At 60.1% G+C, this 16,947-nt stretch carries 13 protein-coding genes; 5 read left to right on the top strand and 8 right to left on the bottom strand.

What is annotated here, in order from left to right; translation table 11 throughout:
• Window positions 1-2: 2 nt before the first annotated feature.
• From ACXRVY_RS01855 to ACXRVY_RS01835, 5 genes are all read left to right on the top strand, one after another.
• Complete coding sequence (locus ACXRVY_RS01855) at window positions 3-629, top strand: DUF1175 domain-containing protein (protein WP_223461060.1); 627 nt, start codon at window positions 3-5, stop codon at window positions 627-629.
• The gene (locus ACXRVY_RS01850; protein WP_223460837.1) at window positions 626-5,185 is read left to right on the top strand and encodes an alpha-2-macroglobulin family protein; all 4,560 of its coding nucleotides are present in this window, start codon (window positions 626-628) and stop codon (window positions 5,183-5,185) included. Before ACXRVY_RS01855 ends, ACXRVY_RS01850 begins: the two co-directional genes overlap by 4 nt.
• Window positions 5,163-6,806, top strand: a complete 1,644-nt coding sequence (locus ACXRVY_RS01845; RefSeq protein WP_458236981.1) for a DUF2300 domain-containing protein — start codon at window positions 5,163-5,165, stop codon at window positions 6,804-6,806. Before ACXRVY_RS01850 ends, ACXRVY_RS01845 begins: the two co-directional genes overlap by 23 nt.
• Window positions 6,807-6,809: 3 nt before the next feature.
• On the top strand, window positions 6,810-7,622 hold the full coding sequence (locus ACXRVY_RS01840) for a YfaP family protein (protein ID WP_223460842.1): 813 nt from the start codon (window positions 6,810-6,812) through the stop codon (window positions 7,620-7,622).
• A 147-nt stretch (window positions 7,623-7,769) separates the two neighbouring features.
• Window positions 7,770-8,783 (top strand): PDDEXK nuclease domain-containing protein, encoded by a 1,014-nt coding sequence (locus ACXRVY_RS01835; RefSeq protein WP_223460845.1) that lies wholly within the window; start codon window positions 7,770-7,772, stop codon window positions 8,781-8,783.
• Window positions 8,784-9,088: 305 nt separating this feature from the next.
• Here the strand turns inward: ACXRVY_RS01835 and ACXRVY_RS01830 are convergent, their stop codons facing one another.
• From ACXRVY_RS01830 to eat, 8 genes are all read right to left on the bottom strand, one after another.
• Window positions 9,089-9,835: a S24 family peptidase gene (locus ACXRVY_RS01830; protein ID WP_458236980.1), complete on the bottom strand. Its 747-nt coding sequence runs from the start codon at window positions 9,833-9,835 to the stop codon at window positions 9,089-9,091.
• 230 nt (window positions 9,836-10,065) lie between these two features.
• Window positions 10,066-10,593, bottom strand: a complete 528-nt coding sequence (gene ppa / locus ACXRVY_RS01825; RefSeq protein ID WP_007894323.1) for an inorganic diphosphatase — start codon at window positions 10,591-10,593, stop codon at window positions 10,066-10,068.
• Window positions 10,594-10,706: 113 nt separating this feature from the next.
• Window positions 10,707-11,519: a M90 family metallopeptidase gene (locus ACXRVY_RS01820; protein ID WP_223460849.1), complete on the bottom strand. Its 813-nt coding sequence runs from the start codon at window positions 11,517-11,519 to the stop codon at window positions 10,707-10,709.
• Between the two features lie 4 nt (window positions 11,520-11,523).
• Window positions 11,524-12,180, bottom strand: a complete 657-nt coding sequence (locus tag ACXRVY_RS01815) for a DedA family protein (protein ID WP_046041661.1) — start codon at window positions 12,178-12,180, stop codon at window positions 11,524-11,526.
• 225 nt (window positions 12,181-12,405) lie between these two features.
• A complete protein-coding gene (locus ACXRVY_RS01810; RefSeq protein ID WP_458236979.1) occupies window positions 12,406-12,867 on the bottom strand; it encodes a GNAT family N-acetyltransferase in 462 nt (153 codons plus the stop codon).
• A 114-nt stretch (window positions 12,868-12,981) separates the two neighbouring features.
• Window positions 12,982-13,806, bottom strand: a complete 825-nt coding sequence (gene eutC, locus ACXRVY_RS01805) for an ethanolamine ammonia-lyase subunit EutC (protein WP_223460854.1) — start codon at window positions 13,804-13,806, stop codon at window positions 12,982-12,984.
• 8 nt (window positions 13,807-13,814) lie between these two features.
• Window positions 13,815-15,209: an ethanolamine ammonia-lyase subunit EutB gene (locus ACXRVY_RS01800; RefSeq protein WP_458236978.1), complete on the bottom strand. Its 1,395-nt coding sequence runs from the start codon at window positions 15,207-15,209 to the stop codon at window positions 13,815-13,817.
• Between the two features lie 194 nt (window positions 15,210-15,403).
• Window positions 15,404-16,777, bottom strand: a complete 1,374-nt coding sequence (gene eat / locus ACXRVY_RS01795; protein ID WP_223460858.1) for an ethanolamine permease — start codon at window positions 16,775-16,777, stop codon at window positions 15,404-15,406.
• Window positions 16,778-16,947 lie beyond the last annotated feature (170 nt).

Here is a 16,947-nt window from a genome sequence, read left to right as displayed (position 1 = left end):
TGATGCGGAGTCTCGGCCTGCTTGCGCTGTTGCTGAGCGCGAGTGCCCGCGCTGTCGAGGCACTGTCACTCGACCCACAGCAATCCCAGGTGTTCCGCGCCTGGTTCGTGCGTATCGCCCAGGAGCAATTGAGCCAGGGCCCGAGCCCGCGCTGGTATCAACAGGACTGCGCCGGGCTGGTGCGCTTCGCTGCCAATGAAGCGTTGAAAGTCCATGACGACAAATGGCTGCGCAGCAATGGACTGTCCAATCGCTACCTGCCGCCGGAGCTGCAACTGAGCGATGCCCAGCGCGGTCTTGCCCAGCAATGGCAGCAGGGCGGCGGCAAGGTCGGGCCATACGTCAATGCAATCAAATTGATCCAGTTCAACAGCCGTCTGGTCAGTCGCGATGTGGCTCAGGCGCGACCTGGCGACCTGATGTTTTTCGATCAGGGCGACGACCAGCACCTGATGATCTGGATGGGCCGTTACATCGCCTATCACACCGGCACCAGCACACCCACCGACAACGGCATGCGTTCGGCAAGCCTGCAGCAACTCATGACATGGAAGGACACCCGATGGATACCCGACGCAGCCAACCCCAACTTCATCGGCGTCTATCGACTGAATTTTCTTTCCCAATGACCGGTGCCCGCATGCTGCGTTTTCTGTCTCTGATGTGGGTATTGGTGCTGCCTTTCACGGCGGTAAACGCCGACGATTCGGTCCCGGCCAGCGGCTATGCGCCGGTGGCCGGCGAGAGTTTTTTCCTGCTGGCCGACAGCAGCTTTGCCAGCGATGAACAGGCGATGGTGCGCCTCGAAGCACCGGGTCGCGACTATCGTCGGTTTCGCATGGAGCCCTACGGCGGCGCCGACATTCGGGTGTATCGCATCGACAAACCGCTGGATTTCCTCAAGCGCCAGAAGAACCTGCATCGGGTGGTCAGCGATGGCCAGTTCAAGGGTGAAGGCCTGTCCAACACCCTCGCTTACCTGTGGGACAACTGGTATCGCAAATCCCGTCGGGTGATGCAGCGGGCGTTTTCCTACGAGTCGCGTAAACAAGTCACCGAGCAAGTGCCGGAACTGAAGATGGGCAACGCGATGGCTGCGCCAACGCCCTACGATGCGCAGCCGCAATTCGCGCTGATACCGGGGTTGCCGGTGGTCAGCCAGTTCCGTTATCCGTTGTGGCAGGCCAAGCCGATTCAGCCACCTGCAGGGGTGAACCTGGCCGGTTCTTCCAGCGAGTTCGTCAGTGTCGCGCCGGGCAACGTGTACATCCCGTTGGGCAATCTCAAACCGGGTCTTTATCTGGTGGAAGCGCTGATCGGCAAGTACCGCGCGACCACCATGGTGTTCGTCTCCAACACAGTAGCGGTGAGCAAGATTGCCGGTGACGAACTGCTGGTGTGGGCCGCACGCAAACACGAAGGGAGTTCGGTGCCGAAGGTCAATGTGCTGTGGACCGATGGCCTCGGCGTTATGAGCAGCGGCGCTACGGATACTGATGGCTTGCTGCGCCTGAAACACGTCAGCCCCGAGCGCTCGTTCGTGATCGGTGAAGACGAAGAGGGCGGGGTGTTCGTCTCGGAAAACTTCTACTACGACAGCGAAATCTACGACACCAAACTCTATGCCTTCACCGACCGGCCGCTGTATCGGCCGGGGGACTGGGTGTCGCTGAAAATCGTCGGACGGGAGTTCAAGAATGCCCGGGATTCGGTGCAGCCCACCGCGGCCGACGTCAACGTGACCGTGCTCGATGCGACCGGCACAGCGCTGCAATCCCTCGACTTGACGCTCGATTCCAGGGCCGGCACCCAGGGCCGTTTCCAGTTACCGGACAATGCCGTGGCCGGTGGTTATGAACTGCGTTTCAACTACAAGGATCAGGCCTACAGCAGCGCCTTTCGCGTCGCTGAATACATCAAGCCGCATTTCGAGATTTCGCTCAATCTGGCCAAGCAGGATTACCGTACTGGCGAGCCGGTCAAGGGCAACCTGGTGCTGCTGTACCCGGACGGCAAGCCGGTGGCCAATGCGAAATTGAGCCTGAGCCTGCGCGCCCAACAGCTGTCGATGGTCGACAACGAACTGCAATACCTCGGGCAATTTCCGGTGGAGCTGACCAGCACCGAATTGACCACCGACGCCAGGGGCAATGCGTCCCTCGATTTGCCGGCAGCGGACAAACCGAGTCGCTACATGCTGACTGTATTTGCCAGCGACGGTGCGGCGTATCGGGTCAAGGCCACCAAGGAAATCCTGATCGACCGTGGCGCGGCGAATTTCCGCTTGAGCGCGCCTCAACGCTTCAGCGCAGTGGGTGACAAGGTTGCCTTCAGCTACGCCCGCGAAGGCGAGCAGGCCGATGCCGTTACACCGGGCAGCTATGGCTGGGTGCGTTTGGAGGACCAGAGCACCGGCGAAGGCAAACTCGCGGCAACCGACAAAGGTTTCACCCTGGCCTTCGACCGGCCGGGCACCTACAACCTGACGCTCAAGGATGATCATGGTCGGGTGGTCGGCGCCACCGGCCATTCGGTTACCGGCGAAGGTGTCAAAGCCGTACCCGGCACCGTGGAAATCATCCTCGACAAGCCCGAGTTCATCGCCGGCGATGAAGCGCTGGCGTTGATCACTTTCCCGGAACCGGTCAGCGATGCCCTGCTGTCGCTGGAACGGGACAAGGTCGAAGCGACCGCGCTGCTGTCCAGGGGCGGTGACTGGCTGAAACTGGAAAAACTCAGCGATACCCAATATCGCGCACGCATCCCGGTGAAGGAYGGTTTCGCGCCGAACCTGACCTTCTCGGTGCTGTACACCAAGGGCGGCCAGTACAGTTTCCAGAACGCCGGCATAAAGGTGGTGACACCACAGATCGACGTGACCATCGCCACGGATAAGGAAACCTATCAGCCAGGTGAAACCGTCTCGGTAGACCTGACCACCCGGTTCGCCGGCAAAGCGATTTCCGCGCACCTGACGGTCAGCGTGGTCGATGAAATGGTCTACGCCCTGCAACCGGAAGTCGCGCCGAGCATCGACCAGTTCTTCTATCACCCACGGCGCAACAACGTGCGCACCAGCGCCAGTTTGTCGTTCATCAGTTATGACGTCGCCTTGCCGGGCAGCCCCGGTGCACCGGGCAAAGCCAATCGCAGTGAGCGCGGCGTGAAAGTGCTGGAGCGACCGCGTCGCGAGGATGTCGACACGGCGGCGTGGCAACCTGAGTTGCTGACCGATGCCAATGGCAAAACCCGCTTCACCTTCAAGATGCCCGACTCCCTGACCCGCTGGCGCATCACCGCCAGGGCCATCGCCGATGGCGGGCAGGTCGGGCAGAAGAAGCAATTCGTGCGCTCGGAAAAACCGCTGTACCTGAAGTGGAGCGGCCCGACTCGATTCCGCGCCGGCGACAAACCGGACCTCGGCGTGTTCGCCTTCAGTCAGGCCGAGAAACCGGTCAAGGCCGAACTGGTGACCCGTTACGTCGGCAACGAACAGCGCTTGCCTGTAATCCTGAACAGCGGCATCAACTACATCCCGTTGCCGGCCTTTGAGCTGGCCAATGGCGAGTGGAGCGCCGAGCTGGTGCAGGACGGCAAAACCGCAGATGCCCTGGCGGTGCGCCTGAGCGCGACCGGTGAAGGCTGGCAGGTGACTCAAACCCAGAGCCTTGATGTGGGTGAGGGTGATACGCCGCTGACGTTGCCGGCAGACGCCAGTGATATTCGCCTGCGCCTGGATGACAGTCCGCAAGCGTTGTTCCGCTCTGCCCTCGACGACCTGCTGAGCTACCCCTACGGTGGCGTCGAGCAGACCGCCAGTCGCTTGTTGCCGTTGAGCATCGCCTACCCGACGCTGGCGGCGAATCCGCAGATCCGCGATCGCCTGCGCCTGATCATGCAAAACAGTCGTTTGCGCCTGGTGCAAATGGCCGGCCCTTCGGCGTGTTTCACCTGGTGGGGCATGGACGGCGAGCCGGATGCGTTCCTCACCGCTTACGCCTATTACGCCGACTGGCATGCCAGCCAGGTGCTTGAACTGAGCCTGCCGCCGGAGCATTGGCAGCGGGTGCTGGAGGTCTACGCCAAGCAGGCGAAGAACACGCCGCTGTTGCAGCGGGCGCTGACCCTGTCGTTTGCCCGACAGATGCAGTTGCCGGTCAACACCTTGCTCAGTGGCTTGATGGACGACCTGGCGAAAGCGGGCGAGGGCACTGCCGCGAATCTGATGGAAGACGGCGAAGACAGCCTCGTCATGAGCGATCCGGATTCCGCGTTGGGGCTGGCTGCCGCACGGGTGCTGACGGCATCGCTGGCCAGGCAAGCGAAGGTGGCTTTGCCGGACGCGTTCAATCGGCAACTGGCCGACGCGCAGCAGCGTCTGGCGGTCAGCTCCCAGCCGTTTGCCGAAGCGCTGAACCTGTCGCTGCAACCCTTCGATCAGGCTCACGCTCAAGCGTTGTTGCAACGTCTATTGCCACAGCAATCGACCCTGGAACGTGCATTGGCACTTACCTGGCTGCAACGCAGCATCGAGCAGGCATCTCCCACCATTGCATTGGCGCCGGGTGAAGGCTGGAAGAAGCAGTACGGAGTTTCTGGTGAGATGTATTGGACGTGGCAGGGGGCTGCGCTCGTGCCGGCGGTATTGACGCTGACCGGTGCGCAAGAGCGTCCGTTGCGCGCTGCATTGAGCTACCGCAGCCAACAGCCGGTGGTCGATCCGATGGCCGTGACCATCACCCGTCGCCTGTCGCGACTGGTGCCGGGGGATGAGGCTTTCACCTTCAAACTTGAAGCGGTCGGCAACGCGCCGCTGTCCAGCGACAACCTCTATCTCGACGAAGTGATCGTCACCAGCAAAGCCGCCAGACCGTTGCGTTACGGCATGCTGGAAGTGCCGCTGCCGCCTGGTGCTGATGTCGAACGCACGACCTGGGGCATCAAACTCATGGGCAAGGCCGGCACCGAGCCGACGTCACTGGAAAAGGCGCGATTCGAACCGGGACAAATGGCCTACGCCATTCCGGTCGATGCCTTGAGTGGCGAATTGCGCCTGCGGCACTTGGTGCGTTTCTCGCAGAAGGGGCAGTTCAACTTGCCACCGGTGCGGTTCACCCAGGTTTATGCGCCGCAGCATCAGGCGCTTGAGCAAAAAGCAGCTCTTGGCCAGCTCACGGTTCACTGACGTGCACAGGCTGCTGATAGGTTGCTTGCTGTGTTTGATCCCTGCGCTGGCGACGGCGCAGGACGAACCGCTGCGCCTGGCCTTCAAGGGCGATTTGTTGTCGCTGAACCGAACTCAGGTGATCGCCCGCGAACCCTTGCCGCAGACCTTGCAGACGCCGCTGGGCAGTGTGTGGAAGTTATTCGTCTACGCCTGGCTAGTGGACACCGGCGCGCGTGAGCCGGCGTATGAATGTCGCGGCCAGTCGAAGGAAGAAGTTTATTGCTGCACGACGGGCGGCAGGATCGAGCGAGATCAGGCGTTGGTGAAGTCATGCGGTCTGTATTTCGAACCCGCTCGGTTGGGCATCGGCGATGCCGACTGGCGAGCCTATTGGCAGGCGCGGCAGGCGCCGCAATGGTTGCTGGATTTGCCTTCGTTGCAACCGGCTACCCGGGTTTCGGTGGCGGAACTGTTGAAGGTGTTGGCCGTGCTGCCGGCGCAGGATCAAGCCCGGCGTGTGTTKCTCGATGTAGTGCTCAATGCCGCCGATGGCCAAGTCGTCGGTGAACTCGGCAGTCGTCTGCGGGTGAAGACCTGGAGCTGGTTGGCGGATCAGGACGCAATATCGCGTCAGGGTGGATTCGCCGGTTGGATGGCGGATGGCACACCGGTCTGGGCCGGAGGGCGGGGCACCAGTCAGCGGGTACTGCGTGATTACGCGCAGGCAATGTCGACGGTGATTCCCGTTTCATGGCCTGCGGATGCAGGGAGATGCGTAGAGGTCGACCTGTTCTCTCGCTATCCACTTCGGCGTGTGCTGTCAGGCGGCACCGCTTTGACTTCCGGGGCATTGCAGGGTGACTACCGCGTCGAATTCGCCAATGGGAATGCGCTGGATATTCACAGCGACGGCGAACTGTTTCTGCTGAACGACAAACTCGTGGCTCGTCTGGATCGCGAAGAGTACGTCGCCCGTGTTCTCCAGCGCGAAGCCAGTGCCGAACCGGTCGAAGCCGCCAAAGCCCTGGCCGTGGCCATCCGCACCTACCTGCTGCAAAACGCTACGCGCAGCGGTGACTGCCTGAGCATCGACGACAGCAGCAGCCGTCAGCGGGTCGCACCGCGTCCGGCGTCGCCCGGGTCACGCGACATCGCCGCCTGGACCAGCGACCTGGTGCTGGCCGGCAGCACCGTCACCTACCATTCCGACCAGCCCGGCCCGGACAAACTGTCCTGGCAGCAAGCCGTCGAACAGGCCCGTGCCGGCCAGCGCTACGACGCCATCCTGCTGCACGCCTACCCACGCGCCAGTCTCAGTCGCTGGGACAACCCGGTCGCGTCCTGCGAAGCGTTGCCCGCCGCACAAACATGGCTGCAGAAACAACGGCGCGGCTGGCGCCCAAGGCTTGAAAGCGAAACCGGCTACAGCGAAGTCAGCACCTTCGCCGTATGCCGTCTGGCCTTCGGCCGCCCCTATGTCGACCGCGAACGCCAGCGCATCTACGTGCGTGGCGCGCAGACACTACAAGACCGTCTCGACCTGACCCACGAATACCTGCACCTGGCCTTCGAAGCACACCCCAACGGCCAGGATGAAACCTACATCGAAGGGCTCGCCCGCCACCTCTTGCTGGAATAGGYCATGAAACTCCGTTATCCACAGGTCTTGCTGTTTATCTGTTCGCTGGTGGCGTTGCCATCGGTGATGGCGGCGGACAGCGTCAGACTCGATACCCCCGCAGGCGGTTGGCGCGCCGGCGCGCCTGAGGGCGAAGGGGAAAACTTCAGGCAGACCGTCAACTATCCGGCCTCGTCGGTGAACACCCCGGCAGGGCAGGCCAACACCGCTCGCATCAGTGGGCAGATCAAAGCCACGCCAAAATCCACAGAGCCCGGCCGGCTGATCGTCAACGGGGTGAGCATGCCGCTGAAAATCGACCCGGCCGGCCGCTTCGATCGCCCGTTCTCGTTCCCCAACGGCAGCAACAGCGTCGAGGTTCGCAGCCCTGATGGCCAACAACGTCACCGCACGCAGTTTCTCAACAGCAGCGGCGGTGCGACCCCGGCCAAATTGCGCGTTTTGCTGTCCTGGGACAGCGACAACACCGACCTCGACCTGCACCTGATCACCCCCGACGGCGCGCACATCTGGTACGGCGACCGCGTCGCCCCCAACGGCGCTGCGCTCGACGTCGACGTCACCACTGGCTACGGCCCGGAAATCTTCGCCATGCCCGCACCGATCAAGGGCCAATATCTGGTCTACGTGAACTACTTCGGCGGCGGGTACAGCAGTGATGAAGAGGGGCAGGAAGACGCGGTGCAAGCGCTGACCACGGCGCAGGTGACGGTGATTACCGAGGAAGGAACGCCGAGCGAGAAGATGGAGACGTTCCTGGTGCCGATGCGTGCGGTGGGGGAGTTGACGTTGGTGAAGGGGTTCAGCTATCCGTGAGGTTGAGGTGTAACTTGCGCAGGCTTTGCACACGGCGAGGTGGAGGCCTATTAGCGTTGTTTCATGCAGAAATACATTGTGAATGTTCCTGCATCGGCATCAGGAGTAATTGAAAGGGCCCTCCAACTGACATGGAAATGCCCTGACGTGAATGACCTTCCTGGCAATACCTCCCTCGATTCAGCTTTCAGCGAAATTACCCAACTGATTGTGACCGCGCGACAACGCGCTATGCAGGCGGTCAACACAGAGCTGATTGAGCTGCACTGGCAGGTTGGGGCCTACATCAGTTGCAAAATTGAAGCGGCGGAGTGGGGTGATGGAGTCGTTGCCCAGTTGGCTATGCACCTTGAGCGTACACAGCCTGGACTGCGTGGGTTTACGCGACGAAATCTATTTCGAATGCGCCAGTTCTATGAGGCGTACAGGGGTGATGAAAAAGTGTCAGCACTGCTGACACAATTACCCTGGACCCAGAATCTGATCATCCTCAACCAGAGCAAACACCCGGAGGAGCGTGAGTTTTACCTGCGCATGACAATCCAGGAGAAGTGGTCGAGCCGCGAACTGGAGCGGCAGTTCAAGGCCGCTCTGTTTGAACGTTCAGTGGTCAGCCCGGCAAAAGTCTCAGCACCGCTGAGACAAATTCATCCCCAAGCCCTGGAGGTGTTCAAGGATGCCTACGTGGTCGAGTTTCTGGCTCTGGAGCGTGGTCATGCAGAGACAGATTTGCACGGAGGCCTGCTGCATAAGCTCAGGGATTTTCTGATCGAACTGGGCAGGGACTTCTGCTTTGTGGGTTCGCAATATCCGTTGCAGGTAGGTGGGCGTGACTTTGCGCTGGATCTGTTGTTTTTCCACCGTGGGCTGAACTGCCTGGTGGCGATCGAACTCAAGGTCGGGCGCTTTGAACCGGAATACCTGGGGAAGATGGATTTTTATCTTGAAGCGTTGGACCGCAATGTCCGCAAGCCACACGAAAACCCGGCGCTCGGCGTATTGCTGTGCGCGAGCAAAGAGGACGAAATCGTCGAGTACGCCCTGAACCGCTCACTGTCGCCTGCCTTGATCGCGGAGTACCACACCCAATTGCCAGACAAGAAATTGTTGCAAGCCAAACTGCAGGAGTTTTATGCGCTGAATATTGAAGGCGTTGAGTGATTTTTGTCGTTGATCATTTTCTTTCAGGCATTAAAAAGCCGGCTTGTGGCCGGCTTCTCGGGGACTGGCTTGGATCATTTTTGGTAAACCGCGCCAGCCTTCAAAACGTACACCCGGATCTTGCGTCCGGCTGTGGGACCTGGTGAGAAAGTCATCTGTCAGGTCAGTGCATCTGGGCCGCGGGGCGGGTCGATGCGTAAATGTGGGGCGCAGCATACGCAGGTTTGAGGGAAATTCCCAGCGGGAAGTGCCGGGCAGAGCCATCGGCCACCCGGGTGGGTGGCCGATGGCTGTTCTGGGATGCCTTAAAGAAATGGCACCGCCGGCCGTCGTTTGTTCAGGGTCGACCACCAGAACACCCAACCCAGCACCCTGATGTTCTGCTCTTCGATTTGTGCGGCCCTGAAGATTTCGTCCGGGTATTCGGCGCGGTTGTGGCTGCGCAGTCGCAGGGAATTGCCCGGTAGACGGTRCAGGTACTTGATGCGCAGCATGCCGTCATGTTCGATGGCGTAGATCTCGCCATCGACAATCTGGGTCAGGCCACGGTCAATCGCCAGGGTCGAACCGTCTTCGATTTTTTCCCCCATGCTATTGCCGCTCATAAGGGCGCAGATAGCGTCGGCGTGGTTGATTTCCAGGGAATCGAGGTGGCTGCGGGGCAGGCGGATGGATTTCTCGGGGTCTTCTATGACGTGGGTTTTGTTGGAACCCGGGGCGGTGACAGCTTCCTTGAGGAATGGCAGTTCGACGTCGACAGGCTCGATGACCGTGTAGACACCGCGGATGGTTTGGGCATCGAAGGTGTTGCCGGATTCGTCGAGCAGGCGCAGGTGCTGGGCATCTTTCGAGCCTTCGCCGGTTTTCAGCCAGTCGCTGCTGACGGAGAGTTTTCTGGCGACTTCTTCCATGCAATGGGCGGGCACACCGCGGGTGTACCAGTTATGTACATTTTGCGGAGCCGTATCCAGGAATTCGGCAAATCCTGTGGTCGTGATGTTCGCTGCTGCAAGGAGCGCTTTAAAGCGTGGGCCGCTAGTGTTCTTTTTCATGAACGCGAGTCTACTGACGGCTAACCAGGGTTTGAATAAACACCTCGTTCAAATTTCGCGGGTAATTTACGACCGGATGTAAGACATTCTTGGGGGGAGTTAAACAAGCAAAAACCATTGGACGGTCTGTTTAAACGATGTGTTTGGCGTGCTTATCAAGCGCCCACAAAAAAACCCGGATCTCCCGGGGTTTTTTGTGGGCGCTTGCAGCTGAAAGCCTGCAGCCGGACTTAGCCTTTATAGGCAGCAACCGACTTGGTGATCGCGTCGCGGGCGGCGTCTGCGCCGGCCCAGCCTTCGATCTTCACCCATTTGCCTTTTTCGAGATCTTTGTAGTTCGCGAAGAAGTGCTCGATCTGCTGGATCAGCAGCGCTGGCAGGTCGGTGTATTCCTTCACGTCGACGTACAGCTGGGACAGCTTGTCGTGTGGGACTGCGATGACCTTGGCATCGCCGCCGCCATCGTCGGTCATGTTCAGGATGCCGACCGGACGCGCGCGGATCACCGAACCTGGAGCAACCGGGTAAGGGGTTACGACCAGCACGTCGAGGGGATCACCGTCGTCAGCCAGGGTGTTCGGGATGTAACCGTAGTTGGCCGGGTAGAACATTGGGGTGGCCATGAAACGGTCAACGAACAGGCAATCGCTGTCTTTGTCGATTTCGTATTTGATCGGCGCGTGGTTGGCCGGAATCTCGATCGCGACGTAGATGTCGTTCGGCAGGTCTTTGCCAGCCGGAATCTTGCTGTAGCTCATTGGGCGTTGCCCCCGTTAGTTGACCAGAAATACTTGGCCGGATTGACCAAAAAGTGGCGGCGATTATAGGCATATTCCTGGATCGACGCCACGCACCAGAAGTCGTATGGCGCTCACTGGTGTGCCTGATAGACAGGGTCATGCGCCTTTAGTTGCTTCAACCTCGCCAGCGGGTCCTGGCGATAGAACAACTTCAGCTGCTGGTACACCTGTGGATAAGCCTTGTGCAGCAAATCCGGGGCGCTGAAGAAGTATTCGCTGGTGACGGCGAAGAACTCGGCAGGGTTTTCGGCGGCATACGGGTCGATGGCAGTTTTGGCATCGGGATTGCGTTCCAGTTGCCGGTCGAGGTCGTCGTAGGCCTTTTGCATGACGCTGGCCCAGTCGCTGACCCGCATGTCCGGGTGCAACGGCGGCAAGCCGTTGGCGACGCCATTGAGCATGTCGAGTTTGTGCGCCAGTTCGTGGATGACCAGGTTGTAGCCTTCCCAGCCTCCGCTGGCCATTACGCCCGGCCAGGCAAGGATGATCGGGCCTTGCTGCCACGCTTCACCGCTGTGCTCACCCACCCATTCGTGCTCGACGCCGCCGACATCGCGATGGCGCTGGGGGCTGAGGAAGTCGTCGGGGTAGAGAATGATTTCGTGGAAGCCCTGATACCAGTTCAGGTCGCCGAGGTTCAGCAGCGGCAGTTGCGCCTGGGCCGCGAGCAGCAAGCGTTGCTCCTGATGCAGTTCGACACCGGGCAGGGCGGTCAGATGCTTGTCTTCGAGGAACAGCACGCAGGCTTCGCGCAGCCATTGGTCTTCGGCGGCACTGATGCCATCGAGAAAACTCAGGTGATGGCGCACCCGTTGCCACATGTCATCGGCAATCGGGTGCCTGGCCAGGGTGCGCCGGCGACGCCAGGCGCTCAGGGACCACATCGTGTCATCGCGATTCGGCTTTGGAGCTCGAACCCGCAAGGCGGTTACGCACCATGCCAATGATCATCGGCACCAGCGAGAGCAGGATGATGCCGACTACCAGCAGCGACAGGTTCTTCTTGATGAACGGCACGTTGCCGAAGAAGTAACCGAGGGTCACCAGCCCGCCGACCCACAAAACAGTGCCGAAGACACTGAAGGCGAAGAAACGCGGATAAGGCATTTTCCCGACACCGGCGACGAACGGTGCAAAGGTGCGGATGATCGGCAGGAAACGCGCCAGGGTCACGGTTTTGCCGCCATGTTTGTCGTAGAAATCGTGGGTTTGTTGCAGGTAATCGCGGCGGAAAATCTTCGAATTCGGATTGCTGAACAGTTTTTCACCCGCCGTTCGTCCGATGATGTAGTTGGTGCTGTCACCCAGAATCGCCGCGAGCATAAGCAGGCCGCCGAGCAGTACCGGGTCCATGCCGCCACCGGCCGCCACGGCGCCGGCAATGAACAGCAGGGAGTCGCCCGGCAGGAAGGGCATGACCACCAGACCGGTTTCACAGAAGATCACCATAAACAGGATGGCGTAGATCCATGCCCCGTAGTTGGTTACAAGCATGTCGAGGTAGACGTCGAGATGCAGGACGATGTCGATCGGGTTGAAATCCATGGAAAGCACCTGTGGTAATGGCCCGACTCAGCAGGCCTGTGCGGATGACTTCGCGTAAGACTACGGATAAGGGTAGTTTTTCTTACAAGCCGGGGAGTTCGGGATTATACGAGGCGAGAGGTGAAAATCGCGTCGAGATTGTAGCGGGGAATGTCATGACAAGACCGATGGCTTGATACCGAACCCGTGGGAGCGAGCCGGCTCGCTCCCACAGGTGCAGGTGATTCAGAGTTCGTCGCTGATCGGCAGCACATAGTTCTTGAATTCGGTGTCTTCCTTGAATCCGATGGACTCATAGGTTTTCTGCGCGACTTCGTTGTTGCTGCTGGTGGAAACACGCATGCGCACGGCATTGGTTTCCTTGGCCATTTTTTTTGCGGTGCGGATCAGGTTGTCGGCCACCAACTGGCGGCGGGCATCCTCGGCGACATAAATATCGTTGAGGATCCACWCGCGTTTGAGCGAAAGCGAGGAGAAGCTCGGGTATAGCTGGCAGAAACCCATCAGTCTGTTGCTGTCGTCATCGGACAGCGCCAGGTAGATCACCGACTCCTTGCGGCGCAGGCGCTTTTCGAGGAACGCCCGGGACGAGTCCGGATACGGCAGGGAACCATAAAACTCGCGATATTTGACGAACAACGGGGTCAGCAGGTCCAGGTGTTCGAGGGTCGCTTGAATAATCCGCATGGTAGGTCTCGTCTTCAAGTGGCTGTCTTACGTCTCTGACGGCGATGGGAAACCCTTGGCGGCCGTGCCACGATCCTGCCTGAAACTGGTACGAATGTGCAACGCGCAAGCGGTTCAGGCATTCGGCGGGCCAAGCAGGAAATTACCTTTCATGTCGGCTTGCGCGTCCGACTCCAGTGTCTGAACCTGCGCTTCATCCTTCAGATTGACCCCTGACAACTGCCGCCGGCAGGCTTCGCGCATCAAATAAAGCAAACGGTGTGCCGCCATGCCGTAACTCAGGCCTTCAAGCCGCACGTTGGAGATGCAATTACGGTAGGCATCGGTAAGGCCGATCTTGGGATTGTAGGTGAAATATAAACCCAGGCTATCCGGGGAGCTCAGGCCAGGGCGTTCGCCGATGAGGATCACGGTCATTTTCGCTCCGAGCAATTCACCGATTTCGTCAGCGACCGCCACGCGCCCCTGTTCCACCAAAATCACCGGCGCTACCGTCCAGCCTTGCGCTGCAATCTGTTCTTCGAGGCGCGCCAGAAAGGGCAGGGTATGGCGATGAACGGCCAGTGCCGACAGGCCGTCAGCGATCACTATCACCAAATCGACCCCGCCAGGATGCGCCGAAGCGTATTCACGCAAGGTCTTTGCCGATGCGTCACTCAGTTTTCGTCCCAGGTCCGGGCGTTGCAGGTAACTGTTGCGGTCGATCGCTGCGCTGTGCAGTACAAGGCTTTCGTGTCCGCGTTCGGCCAGTTGTGAGCTGAGTGCCGCATGATCGAACGGCAAGTGCACCGCATCCCGCGCCTGAGCATGGGCGTATTGGAAGTCCAGTTGTGCGCGAGTGGGAATGCTGGTGCCGGTTCGGCCCAGGGCAATTCGCGCCGGTGTCAGGCGTCGCAGTTCCAGCCATGGATTGTGGGGATCGAAGGGTAGTTTATCCATGTCAGTTTTCATCCCAGTTGCGCCAATGCCTGGCGAAAGGCCGGCGGCAGGCTGTTGCCAAACAGAACCCGGCCGTCCGCCTGGGTGAAGATGCCCATTTTCGCCAGCCACTGCTCGAACTCCGGCGCGGGCTTCAACCCCAGGGTCTGCCGGGCGTAGAGCGCATCGTGGAACGAGGTGGTCTGGTAGTTGAGCATGATGTCGTCGGAGCCGGGGATACCCATGATGAAGTTGATCYCGGCGACGCCCAGCAGGGTCAGCAGGGTGTCCATATCGTCCTGGTCGGCTTCGGCGTGGTTGGTGTAGCAGATGTCGCAACCCATGGGCACGCCCAAAAGCTTGCCGCAGAAGTGGTCTTCCAGGCCGGCGYGGATGATCTGTTTGCCGTTGTACAGGTATTCCGGGCCGATGAAACCGACGACGGTGTTGACCAGGAACGGGTTGAAATGACGCGCGACGGCGTAGGCCCGGGTTTCGCAGGTTTGTTGATCGACGCCATGGTGGGCGTTGGCCGACAGGGCGCTGCCCTGACCGGTTTCGAAGTACATCAGGTTCTGGCCCAGCGTACCGCGATTCAGACTCAAACCGGCGTCATGGCCCTCCCTCAATATACTCAGGTTAATGCCGAAACTGGCGTTGGCCGCTTCGGTGCCGGCGATCGACTGGAACACCAGATCCAGCGGGACGCCGCGATTGACCGCTTCGATCGACGTGGTGACATGGGTCAGCACACAAGCCTGGGTCGGGATTTCGTAGCGCTGGATGATCGCGTCGAGCATCTCCAGCATGGCGCAAATCGAAGCGATGCTGTCGGTGGCGGGGTTGATGCCGATCATTGCGTCGCCATTACCGTGCAGCAGACCGTCGAGAATGCTTGCGGCGATACCGGCCGGTTCGTCGGTGGGGTGGTTCGGTTGCAGGCGTGTGGACAGTCGACCGCGCAGGCCCAGGGTGCCGCGAAACTGTGTAACCACGCGGATTTTTTGCGCCACCAGTACCAGATCCTGCACACGCATGATCTTCGACACGGCGGCGGCCATTTCCGGAGTCAGGCCGGGGGCCAGGGCGCGCAGGACCTGTTCGTCGGCGGCATCGCTGAGCAGCCAGTCGCGAAAGCCGCCGACGGTGAGGTGGCTGACGACCGCGAAGGCTTGTTTGTCATGGGTGTCGATGATCAGGCGGGTGACTTCATCGGATTCGTAGGGGATCAGCGCTTCCTGCAGGAAGTGGCTTAGCGGCGTGTCGGCCAAAGCCATCTGTGCCGCGACACGCTCGCCGTCATTGAGGGCCGCGACGCCGGCCAGAAAATCCCCGGAGCGCGCCGGGCTGGCCTTGGCCATCACATCCTTGAGGCTGTCGAAGCGGTAAGTCTGGGCGCCGACGGTATGGGCATATACGGCCATGGGGCGGGGCCTCCTGATCAATTCAAAAATTCGATGCGCTGTTCTGTGGGAGCGAGCTTGCTCGCGATAGCAGTCTTGCATCCGCCACATGTGCTGACTGACACACCGCCTTCGCGAGCAAGCCCGCTCCCACAAGGGAATTGCATGCACTTCAATAATGCAGGCACCAGGCTCGCGGCCCGGTGCCGGTGCATTTAGATACCTTCGAGCATAGCGTCTGCCGGTGCCTCGGAACGTTGCTTGGCGGTCAACTGGAAGTACAGGTAACCGGCAACCATGAAACCGAGGAAAACCAGGCCGATCACGGTGTTGAACCAGGCCATCGCCACCAGGCACACCACCGCCAGAAACAGCGCGATCCCCGGTACGATCGGATAGCCCGGGGCGCGGAAGGTGCGTTCCAGGTTCGGTTCGGTTTTACGCAGTTTGAACAGGCTCAGCATACTGATGATGTACATCACGATGGCGCCGAATACCGACATGGTGATCATTGCCGCCGTCAGGGTCATGCCTTGCAGGTTGACCAGACCGTCGCTGTAGATCGCCGCGATGCCGATCACACCGCCGGCCAGAATTGCCCGGTGCGGAGTCTGGAAGCGCGAGAGTTTGGCCAGGCCTTTGGGCAGGTAACCGGCGCGAGCCAGGGCGAAGAACTGCCGTGAATAGCCAAGAATGATCCCGTGAAAGCTCGCCACCAGGCCGAACAAACCGATCCACACCAGCATGTGCATCCAGGACGAATTGTTGCCGACCACGGCTTTCATCGCCTGAGGCAACGGATCGTTGATGTTCGACAGTTGACGCCAGTCGCCGACACCACCGGCCATCACCATCACGCCGATGGCCAGGAACACCAGGGTCAAAATGCCGCTGACATAGGCTTTGGGGATGGTGCGTTTCGGGTCCTTGGCTTCTTCGGCGGCCATGGCTGCACCTTCGATCGCGAGAAAGAACCAGATCGCGAAGGGAATGGCGGCGAAAATACCGGGAATCGAGCCCATCGTGAATTCATTGGCACCCGACCAGCCATTGAGTACAAAGTTGCTGAAGCTGAAGCCCGGGGCGACCACGCCCATGAACACCAGCAGTTCAGCGACCGCCAGCACAGTGACCACCAACTCGAAGGTGGCGGCGATGCTGACGCCGAGGATGTTCAGGCCCATGAACACGAAATAGGCGCCAACGGCGGCGATCTTCGGGTCCAGTTCCGGGTATTGCACGTTGAGGTAGGCGCCGATGGCCATGGCGATGGCCGGTGGTGCAAAGACGAATTCGATCAGGGTGGCGATGCCGGCGATCAACCCGCCTTTTTCGCCAAAGGCCCGGCGGCTATAGGCAAACGGCCCGCCAGCGTGGGGAATCGCAGTCGTCAGTTCGGTGAAGCTGAAAATGAAGCAGGTGTACATCGTCGCCACCATCAGTGCGGTGACGAGAAAACCCAGTGTGCCTGCGGTGCCCCAGCCGTAACTCCAGCCGAAGTACTCGCCGGAAATCACCAGGCCGACGGCAATGCCCCATAGATGCAGGGTGCCGAGTGTAGGTTTGAGCTGTGTGGAAGAAGTAGTCATAAGTCCTCTCTATTTTTTATTGTTCGATCTTTTGGACTTTCGGGTGCGACGGGTTGGGTGCAAATCCTGAATGATGGGTAGGCAAGGCCCGTGCCAGAGCGGCCAGGCCTTGGGTGTTGAGTCATTTAGGACGCCATCGCGAGCAAGCTCGCTCCCACAGGGTTGTGGGT

This window comes from Pseudomonas sp. P5_A2_2, from assembly GCF_054177685.1.
The sequence above is the reverse complement of the archived record's forward strand: the minus strand, read 5'-3'. Positions and strand labels throughout refer to the sequence as shown.

Excerpts from the sequence above, each read along its gene's own strand:
- ACXRVY_RS01840 (WP_223460842.1), top strand. The coding sequence starts at position 6,810 with ATGAAACTCCGTTATCCACAGGTCTTGCTGTTTATCTGTTCGCTGGTG.
- eat (WP_223460858.1), bottom strand. The coding sequence starts at position 16,777 with ATGACTACTTCTTCCACACAGCTCAAACCTACACTCGGCACCCTGCAT.
- ACXRVY_RS01820 (WP_223460849.1), bottom strand. The coding sequence starts at position 11,519 with ATGTGGTCCCTGAGCGCCTGGCGTCGCCGGCGCACCCTGGCCAGGCAC.
- ACXRVY_RS01815 (WP_046041661.1), bottom strand. The coding sequence starts at position 12,180 with ATGGATTTCAACCCGATCGACATCGTCCTGCATCTCGACGTCTACCTC.
- ppa (WP_007894323.1), bottom strand. The coding sequence starts at position 10,593 with ATGAGCTACAGCAAGATTCCGGCTGGCAAAGACCTGCCGAACGACATC.
- ACXRVY_RS01855 (WP_223461060.1), top strand. The coding sequence starts at position 3 with ATGCGGAGTCTCGGCCTGCTTGCGCTGTTGCTGAGCGCGAGTGCCCGC.
- eutC (WP_223460854.1), bottom strand. The coding sequence starts at position 13,806 with ATGGATAAACTACCCTTCGATCCCCACAATCCATGGCTGGAACTGCGA.